Origin of the sequence: Actinoplanes sp. NPDC048988 (assembly GCF_043197815.1) — a bacterium.
Classification (GTDB): Bacteria; Actinomycetota; Actinomycetes; order Mycobacteriales; family Micromonosporaceae; genus Actinoplanes.
Window position 1 is genome coordinate 470,227 of sequence record NZ_JBICTW010000003.1, and the last position, 14,366, is coordinate 484,592.

Consider the following 14,366-nt stretch of genomic DNA (forward strand, 5'->3'; position numbering starts at 1 on the left):
GCCGCTGACCTCGTGCTCCCCCGGCGGAAATCCGAACCGGGCCTCGAAGGTGCCGAGAAACGCCGCTATCGCCGTACGAGTGTCATCGCGCCACCGCTCGGCCCATGCCTCATCCATCGCCGCACCCTAGAAGGAGTAGTAGCTGTAGCCGAAGAAACTGCCCCGTTCATAGATGGCACGGAGCCGGGGCTGCCTGACCTGGGGCAGCCGGGCCAGCACGCGGAGGAAGACCCGCCCGTCCGGCCGGAGGTGATGATCGGGAAGCCGGGGCGGCGGCGCCTCCGGCGGGACCGGGACGGAGCGCCCGACCGGCTTCGGATCGCGGTGGAAGGCCAGGTACCGCCAGGCGTCCCAGGCCAGCGGCACGGGCGTCACGGGTGGGGCCACCGGCCAGTACTCGCCGGTCTGCGGATGGTCCGGGACGAGCGCGACGTCGCCGCCGGCGGCGGGCAGGCCGGGTCCGGCCAGGACGAGGGTGAGCTCCGGCTCCGAGACAGCGGGGCCGAGGAGACGGTCGAGTACGGGCTGGAAGATCCCGGCCACCCGATGATCGGGGATCCGGATCGGGTCGCCGCCCGTGGCGGCCAGCAGATGGGCCAGCGCCGAGGCGACGGCCGCCTCCCACATCGGGTTCCAGTGACCTTCCGGTTCCAGCGCGGGAACGCCGGGCCGCCGGTCGAACAGTTCTTCCCAGTCGAGCGCCGGATGCGGCCCGGGCCCCTCCTGGATGACGTGGGTCGCCGGCGGGTGCAGCCACACCGCGTGCCGCAGCCCGCAGTCGTCGATCCGGGTGGCCACCGGCGTCCGGCAGGAGACGCAGACCATGTTGGGTTCCCGGCCGTCCAGCCCGCAGCACGCGGTGTCGCCCACCAGCGCCGGATCGATGACCGCGTGGCGGGCGTCCCCCGGCGCGAGCAGCACCCGGCCGGACGGCCCGCTGGAAACCCCGAACGTCGGGGCGTACCAGCCGAGCGCCTCCGCCTCGCCGCTCCCCAGCTCCTCCCAGCGCCGCCAGGGCTCACCGAACGGCAGCGGATCCACCGCGTACGTCCCGGGTTCCAGCACCGCCTCGAGCGAACCCGGCCCGTTCCCGTATTTCTGGTGCGCGTGCACCGGAAGAGCCACCTTCGACACCGGAACCGTCAGCTCACTTCCACAGACCCGGCAGCCGAAAACCGTCACCCGAACCCCCGTCCCCGTCGACCGTCCGGCACTCTAGCAGTGCGAACCAGCGCTCGGGTACGACCTCGCGCAGCTCCCCTCGCCGGGCCAGTTCCCCGCACGCCGCGGTGAGCCGCGCGGCCCGCTGGGCTCCGCTGACGGCTTCGCCGAGGAACCAGTGAACGCGCCAGCCGTCGAACACCTCCGCCCACTCGCCGGTCACCGGGTCGCGGACCAGGTCCACGTCGACCTGCCGGCCGTCGGAAGCGGTCATGCGGCAACCGGCCCCGTGGACCCGGTACTCGAGGCCGCTGATCGTCGATCCGCTCCGCGGCAACTCGCGGGTGGCCCGGACGGCGGCGAGCAGCCCCGCCACGTCCGCGACCGGCGCCAGGTCGCGGAACAGGCGGGCCCTGATGTCGCCCAGGGCCGCCACGAAACGCCGAACGTCCGCCACCTCATCACGCACACGGCCATCATCGACGATCAGGACCGGTGGAGGGTCAGCGGACCTCGACGTAGGAGAGCTCGACCGCGTTGTTGCCGTAGCCGAGGCGGTTCCACGGTGAGACCTCGGGCTGGACGTTGCCGGCGGCGTCGCGGGCGCGGGCGCGCAGGCTGTGCCGGCCCGGGGTGGCCTCCCAGCGGAAGCTCCAGTCCTGCCACTGGTAGGGGCCGCGGGCGAGCTCCACAGTGGCCGGCAGCCATTCGCTCTCGCCGGTGAAGCTCAGGCCGACCTCGGTGATCGGGCCGGCGCCGGACCACGCCTTGCCGTGGATCATGTGCACCCCGGCCGGGAGGGTCGCGCCGGGCTGGGGGTCGGTGATCCGGGCCCGGACGCGCATGAGCGTCACCGGCTCGGCCGGGCGGTCGGGCCACTGGTAGACGTAGTGGCCGGTCTGGAACTCGCCGGCGAACGGCTCGGTGATCACGTCCAGGCGGTGCAGCCACTTCACCGAGGCCACCGCGTACCAGTGCGGCACGACCAGGCGGAACGGGGCGCCGTGGTGCGGTCTGAGGGGTTCCCCGTTCATCTCGTACGCGATCAGGATGTCGGCCGCCGGGTCGCTCGCGTGCGACAGCGCCAGCGATCGTACGAAGGTCAGCTCGGCGTCGGCCGGCTCCAGCACCGACGCCAGGTGGTACTTGCCGCGGTCGGCTCCCTCGCAGCGCAGCTCGACGCCCTCCGCGCGCGGGCCGGCCTGGGCCAGCACGTCGGCCAGGCGGGCGCCCGTCCAGACGGCCGTGGACACCGCGTATCCGCCCCACGGCTCCCCCGTCGGCAGCGGCCGCATGTCGAGCCGGCCGTTTCCGGCGCATTCCAGCGTGACCGCCCGCGTCACCGGCGGCAGGGCCCGCAGGTCGTCCACGGTCAGGGTCAGGGACCGGTCGACCGCCCCGCCCACGGTCAGGGTGCCGTCGTGGTCGGGAAGGGCGAAATTGCTGCGTACGTAGTGGAGCTCCGTCGGTGTCGTGGGACCGATCAAGCCGGAATGGGGAGCTTCGGCGTTGAACGGCGCGTCTTTGATCATGACGAGGGAGGAGGTGGAGGTGGTGGTCATCGGCGGCGCTCCTGACGGGTCAGTAGTCGGCGTCCTGGAAGTGCGGATCACGGTTGTCGTTGAACGCGCCGATGCCCTCGGCCCGGTCGGGGTGCACGGCCGAGCGCCAGTGGGCCTCCATCATGATCGCGATGGCCTGTTCGATCGGCTGGCCCTCGCCCATCCGTACCGCCCGCTTGACCGCCTGGACCGCTGTCGGCGAGTTGCTCGCGATCCGTTCGGCGATGCGCATCGCGGCCGGCATCAGGTCGCCCGGCGGGTGGACCTCGGTGACCAGGCCCAGCCGGTACGCCTCGTCGGCGGTGATCGGCTCGCCGGTCATCAGCATCTGCAGGGCCCGGCCGGGCGGCAGCAGCCGGGGCAGCAGGGCGGGTGAGCCGCCGCCGGCCGACAGGCCGATCATCGCCTCGGGCTGGCCGAAGGTGGCGTTGCCGGCGGCGATGATGAAGTCGGTGCTCTGGGCGATCTCGGAGCCGCCACCGTAGGCGATGCCGTTGACCGCCGCGAAGATCGGTTTGCGGAGTTGCCGGAGCGTGTAAAGGGTGCGGTCGAAGTCCTGGCGCTGGCGCAGCCACTGCTGCTTGGTCATGCTCCGGCGCTGACGCAGGTCGCTGCCGACCGAGAAGGCCCGGGTGCCGGCGCCGGTGAGGATCGCGACGCGGACCGGCGGCTCGACGGCGATGGTCTCCAGGACCTCGGTGAGCCGGGCGCCCATCTCGGTGCTGATCGCGTTGTCGGCGCCGGGCCGGTTCAGGGTGATGACCGCGATCGCGCCGCCGGAGACGTAGTCGAGCCGGACGGATTCGGCCGGATCGCCGTCGTCCGGTGCGGGCGGCCCGAAGTCGAGGGACTTCCAGCGGTCGGTGGTGGTCATGGCATCTCTCCAAGGTCGGCGACCCACTTCAGGGCGCTGAGGCTGGGCGCGAAGCAGTACTCGCCGCCGCGGGTGACGACGAAGGGTGGTACGTCACGCAGCCGCCGGCGGATCGGCCGGCGGGGGACGGTGAAGTCGCCGCCCCGGCCGACGAGGGGGTCGCTCTCCCGCGGCGCGCCGATGAAGATCCCGTCGTTGAGCCACTGCGTCTTGACGAACTCGAACTGGCGGTGGGGGTGGGCGCCGGCGAAGACGAAGATGATGCCCCGGTCGGCGCCGTCGTCCTCGAGCACGCCGTCGGGCAGCGGAGGCCCGTAGCTGGTGCCCCGGCGGATCATCCGGTGCAGGCGTACGTCGACCGTGCCCTCGACGTCGAGGGCGTCGCGGGGGTTGGCCCGCCGGGCGTGTGCCCCGGCCGGGCACTTGAGGCCGCGGAGGTCGTCGCCGTACCGGAAATCGTTGTTGCGCTTCGGATCGGCGCCGAGTGAGGGATCGTCGGCCTCGGGCGCGAGCGACAGCGGCGCCCCGCTGGGCCAGCGGCCGACCATCTTGGCGCCGAGCAGCGCCTCCTCCCGCCGGTCGGCCGCGCGGTCGCGCAGGTAGCGGCGGTAGGCGGCGACGCGTGTGTGCAGTTTGCGGAAGACCACGTACGTGCCGTTGCGGCCCAGCACCTCGGGGATGGGCACCGGCGCCTGCCCGCCGGTCTCGTCCGGGTAGCCGAGGATGAACTCGCCCGCCTTGATCGGGATCTCGCCCGGGTGTTCCCCCACGCCCTCGACGGCCGGTTGCCCGATGCCGTCCCGGAAGCCGAACGACGTACGCCCGGTCGGCAGTTGATAGCAGTCCTGCTGCCAGATCACCTCGACGCCGGGGAAGTCGTCGCGGACCGCGCGGGCTTTCGCCACCGCCTCGTCCAGGCTCGCCTGGTCGGGGGCCAGGGTGGCCAGCGCGATGTGCACGTCCGGGCCGCCGAGCGGCGGTTCCCAGTTCTCCGGGCCGCTTCCGCCGACGTCGCCGAGGATGCCGGCGCGGGCGGCCATGCCCTGCCGGAACTCGGGGGCGAAGCTGGCCAGCGACTCCGGCGGCACGCCGAGCGCCTCGAGCCCGTGGTAGGTGAAGGCGACGGTCAGCCACGCGTCGCCGGCGCGGGCCGGCGACAGCAGCGGGACGAGCCGCCGGACGAGCCGGCGCCCGTCGCGCGGGTCGTTCACCCGCAGCAGGAGGTACGTGCCGACGTACGGTGAGGGCCGCTCGTGGAGCGCGCCGGCCTGGATGTCGTCAAGGTCGAGGTCCATCGCGGTCCTAGAGGTGTGCGGGTGGCTTGGGCGGGTCCGGGTTCGGCTCGGCCAGGTACGGGAACGTGCTGGTGGCGGGCCGGCTCGACCGGTCGACGCTGTCGCGGATCACCGGGCCGCGGCCGCCGTTGACGAGGAAGGTGAAGAAGGTGTCCATGGCGTCGTCGTTGAGGGCACGCCCGCCGCAGGTGCGATGGGCGGTGCCGGCCAGCCGGGCCCGCTCGATCTCGAGGAAGGAGCCGCTTTCCTGGTACGGCTTGGTGACGTCGACGACGAGATGGTCGGCCAGGAAGAAGTCCGTCAGCGGGTGGCGCCCGTCCGGTCCGGCCGGCCAGTCGGTCCGGCCGTCGAGCCCGTCCCAGAAGGCCAGGTTGGCGTCGAGCCGGGCCCGGTAGGCGCCGAGGTAGCCGTCGGCCAGGTGGAACGCGTCCTCCATGTTGTAGAGGTCGCGGATCTCCAGGTCGCGATTGACCTGGTCGAACTGCTTCGGGCCGAGCAGCAGGTTCTTCACCTCGGGCCGGCCCGTGCGCTCGATGCGCACGTTCAGCCGGCCCCGGGTCAGCGTCTCGGCCACCACCCCGAGCAGGGTGTGGCCGGTGCAGTCGATCTCGAGGACGAGGCTCAGGACGTTCTTGCCGTCCAGATAGATGGCCGACGGGTCGGTGAAGGCCAGCTTCCCGGCCGCCACCGTCCGCAGGGCGGCCGGCGCGTCGAGGATGAACGGGTCCCAGCGCGGCCCGCCGAACGCCCGTACCACGGGAACCGGTCCCTGGCATTCGATCTCGCCCGAAGCGGAGAAGACAGCATCGATGACCAGTGGTACGCCGTCGGGCAGCGGCTTGAGCCGGAACCGGTAGATCAGGCCGTCCGAGTGCCGGGCGTCGAAGGGCGCGAACGGCAGGGTGTTCATCACCAGCACGAGGTGGCCCGGCGCCTCGGGGCTGGGGAAGGCGTACACGTCGGTGATGTCGGCGATCGGCTCGGCGAGCGCGCGGGGACCCGAGATGTGGTCGGACATGGGCGGGCTCCCCGGCCTCAGTCGGCGGCTTCGGCGAGCAGCGGGGCCAGGGCCGGCGCCTGAAGCGCCTCGGCCGCCGCCGGGTCGTCGAGCACCGCCTGGAAAGCGCGGTTCACCCGCTCGGCCTTGCGGATCTCCTTGACCGTGCCGCCGTAGTTGCGCGAGTAACCGCCGGCGGTCAGCTGCGCGCTGAGGATGAACTTCTTGACCGCCTCGAGGTCCGGCAGCCCGTCGTAGCCCTCCACGTGCCGGAAGATCGCGTCGAACAGCTTCAGCGGTTTGGCCGCGAAGTCGTCCATGTAGGCGTCCCACGACCCGTCGAAGCTCGTCGCGAACAGCAGCCTCGTGTCGTCGTCGAACGGCACGAACCGCGCCTCGTGGATGGTCGCGATCGGCAGGTCGTAGTCGCCGTCGCGGTAGCCGGGCGCCGCCTGAAGCTCGCGCAGCGCCTCGCGCAGGGCCGGGCCGTGACCCGGGCGCACGTGGAAGAAGTGAGTGAACTCGCTGGTCGGGCCGATACTCAGGCCGGGACGGGAGGTGGTCACGAGTAGGCGCCTTCCGGCCGGGCACGCAGGCGGGCGATGGAGACGAAGACCAGGCAGATACCGACGAAGACCAGGACCGTGGCGCCGAAGAAGAGGAAGGCCTTGAGGCCGATGCCGGGCCACACCAGCAGGGCGACGCCGGCCAGGACGGCGACCAGGCCCAGGCCGATGCGCCAGCTGCCGCCGGACTCGCCGTTGCCGACCGTGGAGAAGATCTCGGCCAGGCCGTCGAGCATCCAGCCCAGGGCGACGATCAGCAGCAGGATGCCCAGCGAGGCGACGACGTTGCGCATGCACAGGATGCCGAGCAGGGCGGTCAGCACACCGAGGATGATCCCGAGCACCCGGTTCAGGACCGGGTACCCGGGGCTCATCAGCAGCGCCACCGTGCGCACGACGCCCGCGATCAGCAGGTTGAGGCCGAACAGGACGGCCACGACCTTCAGGGTGGCCTCCGGCCAGGCGTACGCGACGACACCGACCACGATGGCGAGGACCCCGCCGGCCAGCCTCAGCCAGTTGAGCGAGCGTGACACGGCAACGCTCACTTGACCTCGCGGCCGTGCACCGCGAGCGCGTAGATGATCAGGACGTCGATCGCGATGAGGATCGCGCACCAGATCGGGTAGGCCGGCAGGAACGCCGCGTTGGCCAGGGCGCTCACGCTGGCGATGATGATGCCGACCACGCGGGCCCAGGTCTGGCCGGCGAAGATGCCGATGCCGGTGCCGACCGCGATCAGGCCGATGATCAGGTGGGTCCAGCCCCAGGCCGTGTAGTCGAGGGTGAGCACGAGCCCGCGGCTGGTCGTCAGGTAGTAGTCGTCGCGGAAGATGGCGACGATGCCCTCCATGATCTGGAAGCCGCCCATCAGCAGCAGCATCACGGCGGCGAAGATGACCACACCGACCCACGCGGTCGGTTCCGCGGTGCGGCGGCGCGGCGCGGCGTACGCCTCGTCCCCGGTGTAGTCTGACCTTGCCTGTGTCTCGGACATGTCCGTCCCCAATCAGGATTCTTGCGAAGGTGGAATGCGCCGGACTTCGATCAGGCGCAGTCCGAGGCCGTGTATGCGGGAGATCAGCCCCACCACCGCCGACTGGTCCGGCAGCGAGCCGTGCAGGATCGTCTCCGGCGGTTCCACGCTGACCGTCAGGTCGCGCAGTTCCTCCAGGAGTTCCTCGGGAATCACCCCGGAGACCCTGACCTGGTATGTCGCGTCGGTCATGACCACGTGCCTCCCTCCATCAGGGCGACCTCCTCGTCGCCCGGCACGACGATCCGCGGATCCGGCGTGAAGTCGAGGTCGGGAGCGCGGTGCTTGTAGTCGACGGCGTTGAGGATGACCTTCATGGTGTTCAGCCGTGCCTTTTGCTTGTCGTTGGAGCGCACGATGGTCCACGGCGCCATCGGTGTTCCGGTGCGCCGCAACATGTCGTACTTGCGGTTGGTGAAGTCGTCCCAGCGGTCCTGCGCCTGCAGGTCGATCTCGCTGAGCTTCCACTGCCGCAGCGGATCGGTCCGGCGGCGTTCGAACCGGCGGGCCTGCTCCTCACGCGTCACGCTGTAGTACAGCTTGACCAGGATCGTCCCGGTGCGTACGAGGTCCTTCTCGAATCCGGTGACCCCGTCGAGGAAGTCCATGTACTCCTTGGGCGTGCAGAATCCGAAGACCTGCTCGACCATCGCGCGGTTGTACCAGCTGCGGTCGAACAGGACCATCTCGCCGCCGGCCGGGAACTGGGCCACGTAGCGCTGGTAGTACCACTGGGAGCGCTGCTCCTCGGTGGGCCGGCCGAGGGCGACCACCCGGTACCGCTTCTCGTTCATGAAGCGGGTGACCCGGCGGATCGCCCCGCCCTTGCCGGCCGCGTCGCGGCCCTCGAAGAGCACGATCATCCGCAGGTTCTGGATCTCGAGGTGCTTCTGGAGTTTGAGCAGCTCGACCTGCCAGGGTTTCAGGGCGTGCTCGGCGTCCAGTTTGCGGGCCGCCTTCTCGTGCGAGTGTTCGAGATCCATGACGATCAGCCTGTTACGCGGTGGACGGACCGCACGTCATCCGTCGCGGATGACCGCAGCATCCCGAGCGAGACGAGCCGTTCCAGGCGGCGCACCGTGAACGGGTGGGACATCGGCAGCTGGGCCAGCCCGACCCAGAAGCCGTGCAGCCGCTTGCCCTGCCGGACCAGCTCGGGGATGTCCACGGTGTTCTCCGTGTACCGGCCGCCGGCCAGCAGCACCAGCCCGGTCGCGCCGTCCGGGCACAGGTGGGCGCCGTGCCGGTCGCACGAGTACTCCCGCAGCCGCGACAGTGTCGGGCCGAGGATCGGGATCCGCTCCGAGTAGGCGACGGCGAGCTGGTACCAGAGCGCGACGTGGTGCAGTTTGATGTGCCCCACCTCGTGCCCGAGGATGAACCGCAGCCCGGCCCGGTTCTCGTGGCGCAGGTTGACGAACAGCTCGTTGGCGATCACCACGTAGTCGTGGCCGGTGGCCTGAGCGGCGAAGGCGTTGAGGGTGCCGTTGCCGTTGGCCAGGTAGATGCTGGGCCGCCGGGGCAGGGCCAGCTTGGCGGCGAACTCGTCCACTATCGCGTAGAGGTCCGGGTACTGCCGCGGGCTGAGCTCGACGGCGCCGCCGCGGATCGAGGCGCGCTGCGTCTCGCGGATCACCACGAGGGCCGGTACGAGCAGCAGCAGCGCGATGAAGGCGGAACGGATCGTCGTGCCCCAGCCCGATTCACGGATCCGGTCGGGCAGGAACGGCAGCGTGATGGCCGCCTGAAGGATCGCCCAGATGATGATCACGTTGAGGACCACCATGAAGATGAACATGGGGATCTCGGCGGGGTGCCGCAGGCGTTGGGTCGTCGGCACGGCATGGTCCCTTCTGCAGGAGAGGCTGACGATGACGGTCCCCCCACGCCTTCGGCCGCACCTCATCCCGCTGGTATGAGGTGCGGGGCCCGGGCCGGGCCGAGGCTGGTGTCATGTCCGAACGCTGGCTGGCGCGGCTCGCCTTCGTCCTGATCGCGGCCGCCGGAGTGCTCGTCCTCGCCGCGGCGGGGATCCGGGGCAGCCTCGCGCTGCTGATCACCGGCATCGCCGGGGTCGCGGCCGGCCTGGCCGCCGCGTGGTGGTTCCTCACCCACCACGGGGTGCTGCGCTGGCTGGCCGGGGCCGTCGTGGTCCTGGCGCCGCTGACCGTGGCCGTGCTGTTCGCGCGCGCGAACCTGGTCTGGGTGGTGTTCCTGTTCGGGCTGCTGTGGGCGGGTGCGGTCGCCGCCGGGCGACGGGCGCTCACGACGGCCACGAGCGGTCCCGAGGAGTACGAGTCGGAGCCGCCCCGCCGACCGTACCTGATCATGAATCCACGCTCCGGCGGCGGCAAGGTCGAGCGCTTCCGTCTGGCCGACCGGGCCCGCACCCTCGGCGCCGAGGTGTACCTGCTGGACGGCGCGGCCGTGGACGTGGCCGATGTCGCCCGGCAGGCGGTCCGCGACGGCGCCGACCTGCTCGGCGTGGCCGGCGGCGACGGCACCCAGGCCCTGGTGGCCGGGATCGCCGCCGAGCACGGCCTGCCGTTCCTGGTCATCTCGGCCGGCACCCGCAACCACTTCGCGCTCGACCTCGGCCTGGACCGGGAGGACCCGGCCACCTGCCTGGACGCGCTCACCGACGGGGTCGAGGTGCGCATCGACCTCGGCGTGATCGGCGACCGGATCTTCGTCAACAACGCCTCGTTCGGGGCGTACGCCGAGATCGTGCAGAGCGCGGCCTACCGCGACGACAAGATCGGCACGGCGCTGGAGATGCTGCCGGCGGTGCTGACCGAGGACCGGCCGCTGCGGCTGACCACCGGCGACGGCACGCTCAGCGGGCCGCAGGCGGTGCTGGTCAGCAACAACCCGTACGCGAGCGGATCCGGCCGGCGGACCCGGCTCGACCAGGGCGTCCTCGGCGTGCTGGCGGTGACCGTGCGGGGCGCGCGCGACGCGGCCGCCCTGATCAGCGCCGGCGGCCGGGCCCGCTCGGTCGCGACCCGGGAGGTCACCGAGGCCGTGATCGACGCCGACGTGGCCGAACTGCCGGTCGGCGTGGACGGCGAGGCGCTCGTGCTGGCCACGCCGGTGCGGTGCACGATCCGCCCCGGCGCGCTGCGCGTCCGGGTGCCCAGGCACCGGCCGGGTGTGCCCCCGGCCCGGCCGGACCTGGACTGGGCCCGGCTCCGGCGGCTGGCCTTCAACGGCGGCGCGCCGCCCGCCGGCTGACCCGCCGGGCGGTCCGCCGCCCTTTCGGGTGGGCCATCCGGCGCGATCCGAGCACCGGAAGCGCCTCCTCGGGGCTGAGCAGGCCCACCTCGACCAGGTCGACCGGGCTGATGAAGCCGTCCGACAGCCGGAACCCGCCGGCCCGGGCGACGGCGTCGCCCAGCGGCGCGGCCCAGTGGTGTTCCAGCAGGACCAGGGCGGCCGCGCTGTCCGGCGGGATCTCCCCGATCACATCCCAGGCGTCGCCGTCGCCGTCGCCGGGGTCGCCGGCGGTGCCGGCCACCATGCCCGGCTCCCCCTCGATGTCCAGGCCGACCAGGGCGCCGACCCGGCTGCCGAGCTCGACCGCCTCGTCCAGGGTGAGGTCGTTCAGGTGCTCGACCTCGATCTCGTCGCCAGGGCCCTTGTAGACGGCGAGCGCGTCGATGACCCGTACCGTGCCGGACCGGCGAAGCCGCTCAAGCTCGTCGACGATCTCGGCGTGGAAGTCCGGGCGCCTGAAGCCGAGCACGATGAGCTGTACCGGTCCGATCGCCATGCCCCCATCGTCGAATGGCGCACCGGCGGCCACCTCATCCCGCGCGGGCGAGGAGCCCGCGGCCCCGGCGGCGGATCGTGGCAGACATGAAGCGACTGGTGATTGTGCTGCTGTTCCTCGGTGCCCTGGCCGGCTGTTCGGACAGCGCGGCCTCGGCCGCCCCGGCCGTGTGCGAGAGCGTGGACGCCGCGCAGAACACGGTGAACCACATCCGCGACACCAACGTGTCGGAGACCGGCGTGAGCCAGATGCGGACCCTGCTGGCCCAGCTGCGCGACGACCTGAACCAGGTCGTCGCGGACGCCCAGGCCCAGTTCAAGCCGCAGGCCGACGCGCTGCGCACGGCGACCGACCAGCTCGGCGCGGCGCTGCGGGGACGGCCGGCCGACCTGGGCGCGGTCCGGACGGCGGTCAACGAGGTCCGTACGGCCGGAACGAACCTGGTCGACGCGCTGAAGGGAACCTGCTGACCCCGGCCGCGCTGCTCCGCCGCCTCGACGACCTCCAGCGGCGGCACGCCGTCCTGGGCTTCCCCCACGCCGTCGTCCGCAAATACCTCGACGACGGCGGCGCGCGGGAGGCCGCGCTGATCACGTACTACGGCTTCCTCAGCCTGTTCCCGTTGCTGCTGCTCGGGGTGGCGGCGCTGACCCAGGTGCTGGCCAACCGCCCGGAGCTGCTGGCGGAGCTGATCGAGGCCATCGTCCCGCCGACGCTGGCCGACGACATCCAGAGAGAGCTTCCCTCGTCGTACGTGGCCCTGGCCGTCGGCCTCGGCACGTTGCTGTTCACCGGCGCCGGCGTGGTCTTCTCGGCCTACCGGACGCTGAACCACCTGGCCGCCGTTCCCTTCCGCGAACGCCACGGCATGCTCGCCTGGCTCCTGCGCGTCTTCGCGGCCCTGCTGGTCGTCCTGATCGGCACCGCGGCCGCCGCCGCCACGGCGACGGTCGTGCTGGCGGGAAGCGCGCTGGTCGCCGGCCTGACCCTGACCGCGGTGGCCAAGCTGCTGCTGGCCCGCCCGGCCCCGCTGCGGGCCCTGTGGCCGGCCGCGCTGCCCGGCGGCGTGGCGATCGCCCTGGTCCTGAGCCTGAGCGCGTCGGTGCTGCCCGGCATGGCCCGGCGGGCCGGCCCGGTGTACGGCGCGTTCGCCACGGTGGCGGCCGCCTTCACCCTGCTCTACCTCCTGAGCAACATCCTGGTGTACGCGGCGGAGGCCGCCGCCGTCCGTCATGCGCGCTTGTGGCCGCGAGCCCTCGACCCCGAACGCCCCACCGAGGCCGATGCCCGGGCCTTCGCCCTGCTGGCCCGCGAACAGGAGCGCGGCCCCTACGACCAGGTCGTCACCCACCGGCGAGCCCCCACTCCCGAGCCGGCACCCCCACCCACCCGCTGACACGGCCCGCACGATCATGGCAGCGCGGATCAGCGGCCCGACCAGCCACTGCCCCGGCGGCTGGCGCACCCCGCCGTCCCGCGACCACGGCGAGTGCGGCCGCGATGAGCAGGAGGAGCCGGAGCCGGCGCATGCGCTTACCGAGCCCGCGGGCTCCACACACCCGCGGCACGGCGGCGGGCGGAGCCGTCGGGCCGGATGCGGAACCGACCGCGAGCACCACCGGCATCGCGGGCGCCGGCACCGCAGCGACCAGCTCCGCCGGGCCGACGCGTTGTCATGTGGCGACGCGGCCTCGGGGTAGGGCCAGGGCCGCCGCCAGGCCGAGGACGCCGGCCGCGGCTACGGCGATCATGGCCAGGGCGTAGTTGCGGCCCGGGGTGGCGGCCAGGCCGGCGACCAGGATCGTGCCGGCTATCGCGCCGCCCAGGGACGAGCCCAGGTTGGAGACGCTGCGGGACAGGCCGGAGATCTCGCCCTGCAACTCCTCGCCGAAGGCGGACTGCACCACGTTCACCGACGGCGTCAGCATCGCGCCCAGGCCGAAGCCGCTCACGAACAGGCCGGGGACGAACGCCCAGGCGCCGTCGATGGTGCTGACCATCGGGACCAGGATCGCGATGCCCAGCACGGCGATGACGAAGCCGGCCACGATCAGCGTGCGCTGGGTGCGCCGGCGGGCGAAGCGTTCCGCACCCAGCGAGGACAGCAGCAGCCCGGCCGTCGTCGCCGTGAAGATGGCTCCGGTCTCGATCGCGTTGTATCCCCGTACCACCTGGAGGTAGGCCGAGACCACGAAGGACGTGCCCATCAGCATCAGCCACTGGAGGTTCTGGGTGATCATGCCGAGGTTGGCCGTCTTGTTCTTGAACAGGACCATCGAGAGCAGCACCGGTTTGCCGGCGCGTTCGCGGGCCCGGACCGAGACGAAGAACCAGGCCAGGACGAGGATGCCCGCGATCACCATGCCGGCGCAGAGCGCCAGGTTGTTGTCGGCGGCCAGGATGCCGCTGACCACCAGGACCAGGCCGAGCGCCGAGGTGATGGCGCCGCGGACGTCGAACGGCATGTTCGGGTCGGCCGGCAGCGGGTCGGTGACCCAGCGGCGGGACAGCACGGCGATCAGGATGACGATCGCCGCCTGGAACAGGAAGGCGACCCGCCAGCTGAAGAACGAGGTGATGAAGCCGCCGATCAGCGGGCCGGTGGCCGCGCCGATGCCGCCCATCGCGCTGATCGCGCCGAACGCCCGCGCCCGCGACGCCATGTCGGTGAACAGCAGCGTGGTCAGGATGTAGACGGGCGGGATGAGCAGGGCCGTGCCGACGCCCTCCAAGATGGAGTTGCCGAGCACGAGGACCCAGATGCCGGGCGCGGCCGCGCTCAGCAGGGCGCCCACGGCGTAGATGAGCAGGCCCACGGTCAGGCACCGCTTACGCCCGTACCGGTCGGTCAGCTTGCCTCCGGGGATCATCAGCGCGGCCATCACCAGCAGGAAGACGGTGATGGTGACCTGGACACCGGAGACCGTGGTGTTCAGGTCCTCGCTGATGTCGTTGATCATGACGTTCATGTTGGAGCCGGCGTAGCTGCAGATGAACTGCGCCAGCGCGAACGGGATGAGTGCTCGCCGCAGCGAGGCGGAAAAGCGGACGGCCATGGCCCCGAGCGTTCCGTTCCGGCGGGCGCCCGGCATCCTCCGGAGGG

Annotated in this window: 17 protein-coding genes; 3 read left to right on the forward strand and 14 right to left on the reverse strand. The window is 72.0% G+C overall.

Translation table 11 applies throughout. The annotated features are described in order from the left end of the window. Window positions 1-126: 126 nt before the first annotated feature. Genes ACGFJ7_RS13035 through ACGFJ7_RS13090 form a run of 12 tightly spaced genes read right to left on the reverse strand, consistent with a single transcriptional unit; the run spans window position 127 to window position 9,331 of the window. On the reverse strand, window positions 127-1,182 hold the full coding sequence (locus ACGFJ7_RS13035; protein ID WP_360248471.1) for a hypothetical protein: 1,056 nt from the start codon (window positions 1,180-1,182) through the stop codon (window positions 127-129). Beyond that, a complete protein-coding gene (locus ACGFJ7_RS13040; RefSeq protein ID WP_360248469.1) occupies window positions 1,148-1,630 on the reverse strand; it encodes a DUF6896 domain-containing protein in 483 nt (160 codons plus the stop codon). Before ACGFJ7_RS13040 ends, ACGFJ7_RS13035 begins: the two co-directional genes overlap by 35 nt. Window positions 1,631-1,664: 34 nt before the next feature. Then, on the reverse strand, window positions 1,665-2,723 hold the full coding sequence (locus tag ACGFJ7_RS13045; protein ID WP_360248467.1) for a sulfite oxidase: 1,059 nt from the start codon (window positions 2,721-2,723) through the stop codon (window positions 1,665-1,667). 19 nt (window positions 2,724-2,742) lie between these two features. After that, complete coding sequence (locus ACGFJ7_RS13050) at window positions 2,743-3,597, reverse strand: enoyl-CoA hydratase-related protein (RefSeq protein WP_360248465.1); 855 nt, start codon at window positions 3,595-3,597, stop codon at window positions 2,743-2,745. Next, on the reverse strand, window positions 3,594-4,892 hold the full coding sequence (locus tag ACGFJ7_RS13055; protein WP_392642279.1) for a Dyp-type peroxidase: 1,299 nt from the start codon (window positions 4,890-4,892) through the stop codon (window positions 3,594-3,596). Before ACGFJ7_RS13055 ends, ACGFJ7_RS13050 begins: the two co-directional genes overlap by 4 nt. 7 nt (window positions 4,893-4,899) lie before the next feature. Next, window positions 4,900-5,910, reverse strand: coding sequence for a DUF4331 family protein (locus ACGFJ7_RS13060; protein WP_392642280.1), 1,011 nt, complete (start codon window positions 5,908-5,910; stop codon window positions 4,900-4,902). 17 nt (window positions 5,911-5,927) lie between these two features. After that, entirely contained in the window at window positions 5,928-6,455 is a 528-nt protein-coding gene (locus ACGFJ7_RS13065) for a hypothetical protein (RefSeq protein WP_392642281.1), read from the reverse strand. Beyond that, window positions 6,452-6,991 (reverse strand): HdeD family acid-resistance protein, encoded by a 540-nt coding sequence (locus ACGFJ7_RS13070; protein ID WP_392642282.1) that lies wholly within the window; start codon window positions 6,989-6,991, stop codon window positions 6,452-6,454. Before ACGFJ7_RS13070 ends, ACGFJ7_RS13065 begins: the two co-directional genes overlap by 4 nt. 8 nt (window positions 6,992-6,999) lie before the next feature. Then, window positions 7,000-7,452, reverse strand: coding sequence for a hypothetical protein (locus ACGFJ7_RS13075; protein WP_392642283.1), 453 nt, complete (start codon window positions 7,450-7,452; stop codon window positions 7,000-7,002). Between the two features lie 12 nt (window positions 7,453-7,464). Next, complete coding sequence (locus ACGFJ7_RS13080; RefSeq protein WP_097323098.1) at window positions 7,465-7,683, reverse strand: hypothetical protein; 219 nt, start codon at window positions 7,681-7,683, stop codon at window positions 7,465-7,467. Further along, window positions 7,680-8,474, reverse strand: a complete 795-nt coding sequence (gene ppk2, locus ACGFJ7_RS13085) for a polyphosphate kinase 2 (protein ID WP_360248453.1) — start codon at window positions 8,472-8,474, stop codon at window positions 7,680-7,682. Before ppk2 ends, ACGFJ7_RS13080 begins: the two co-directional genes overlap by 4 nt. Window positions 8,475-8,479: 5 nt before the next feature. Further along, window positions 8,480-9,331, reverse strand: coding sequence for a M48 family metallopeptidase (locus ACGFJ7_RS13090; protein ID WP_360248451.1), 852 nt, complete (start codon window positions 9,329-9,331; stop codon window positions 8,480-8,482). Between the two features lie 113 nt (window positions 9,332-9,444). Between ACGFJ7_RS13090 and ACGFJ7_RS13095 the strand changes: the two genes are divergently transcribed. After that, window positions 9,445-10,725: a diacylglycerol kinase family protein gene (locus ACGFJ7_RS13095; protein WP_360248449.1), complete on the forward strand. Its 1,281-nt coding sequence runs from the start codon at window positions 9,445-9,447 to the stop codon at window positions 10,723-10,725. Here ACGFJ7_RS13095 and ACGFJ7_RS13100 read toward each other — a convergent pair. Then, entirely contained in the window at window positions 10,697-11,263 is a 567-nt protein-coding gene (locus ACGFJ7_RS13100) for a hypothetical protein (RefSeq protein ID WP_360248447.1), read from the reverse strand. The genes ACGFJ7_RS13095 and ACGFJ7_RS13100 overlap by 29 nt on opposite strands. Before the next feature lie 86 nt (window positions 11,264-11,349). On the opposite strand from ACGFJ7_RS13100, the gene ACGFJ7_RS13105 reads away from it, so the two are divergent. Further along, window positions 11,350-11,733: a hypothetical protein gene (locus ACGFJ7_RS13105; RefSeq protein WP_360248445.1), complete on the forward strand. Its 384-nt coding sequence runs from the start codon at window positions 11,350-11,352 to the stop codon at window positions 11,731-11,733. Between the two features lie 53 nt (window positions 11,734-11,786). Beyond that, a complete protein-coding gene (locus ACGFJ7_RS13110; protein ID WP_392642423.1) occupies window positions 11,787-12,659 on the forward strand; it encodes a YhjD/YihY/BrkB family envelope integrity protein in 873 nt (290 codons plus the stop codon). Between the two features lie 277 nt (window positions 12,660-12,936). Here the strand turns inward: ACGFJ7_RS13110 and ACGFJ7_RS13115 are convergent, their stop codons facing one another. Continuing rightward, entirely contained in the window at window positions 12,937-14,355 is a 1,419-nt protein-coding gene (locus ACGFJ7_RS13115; RefSeq protein ID WP_360248443.1) for an MFS transporter, read from the reverse strand. Window positions 14,356-14,366 lie beyond the last annotated feature (11 nt).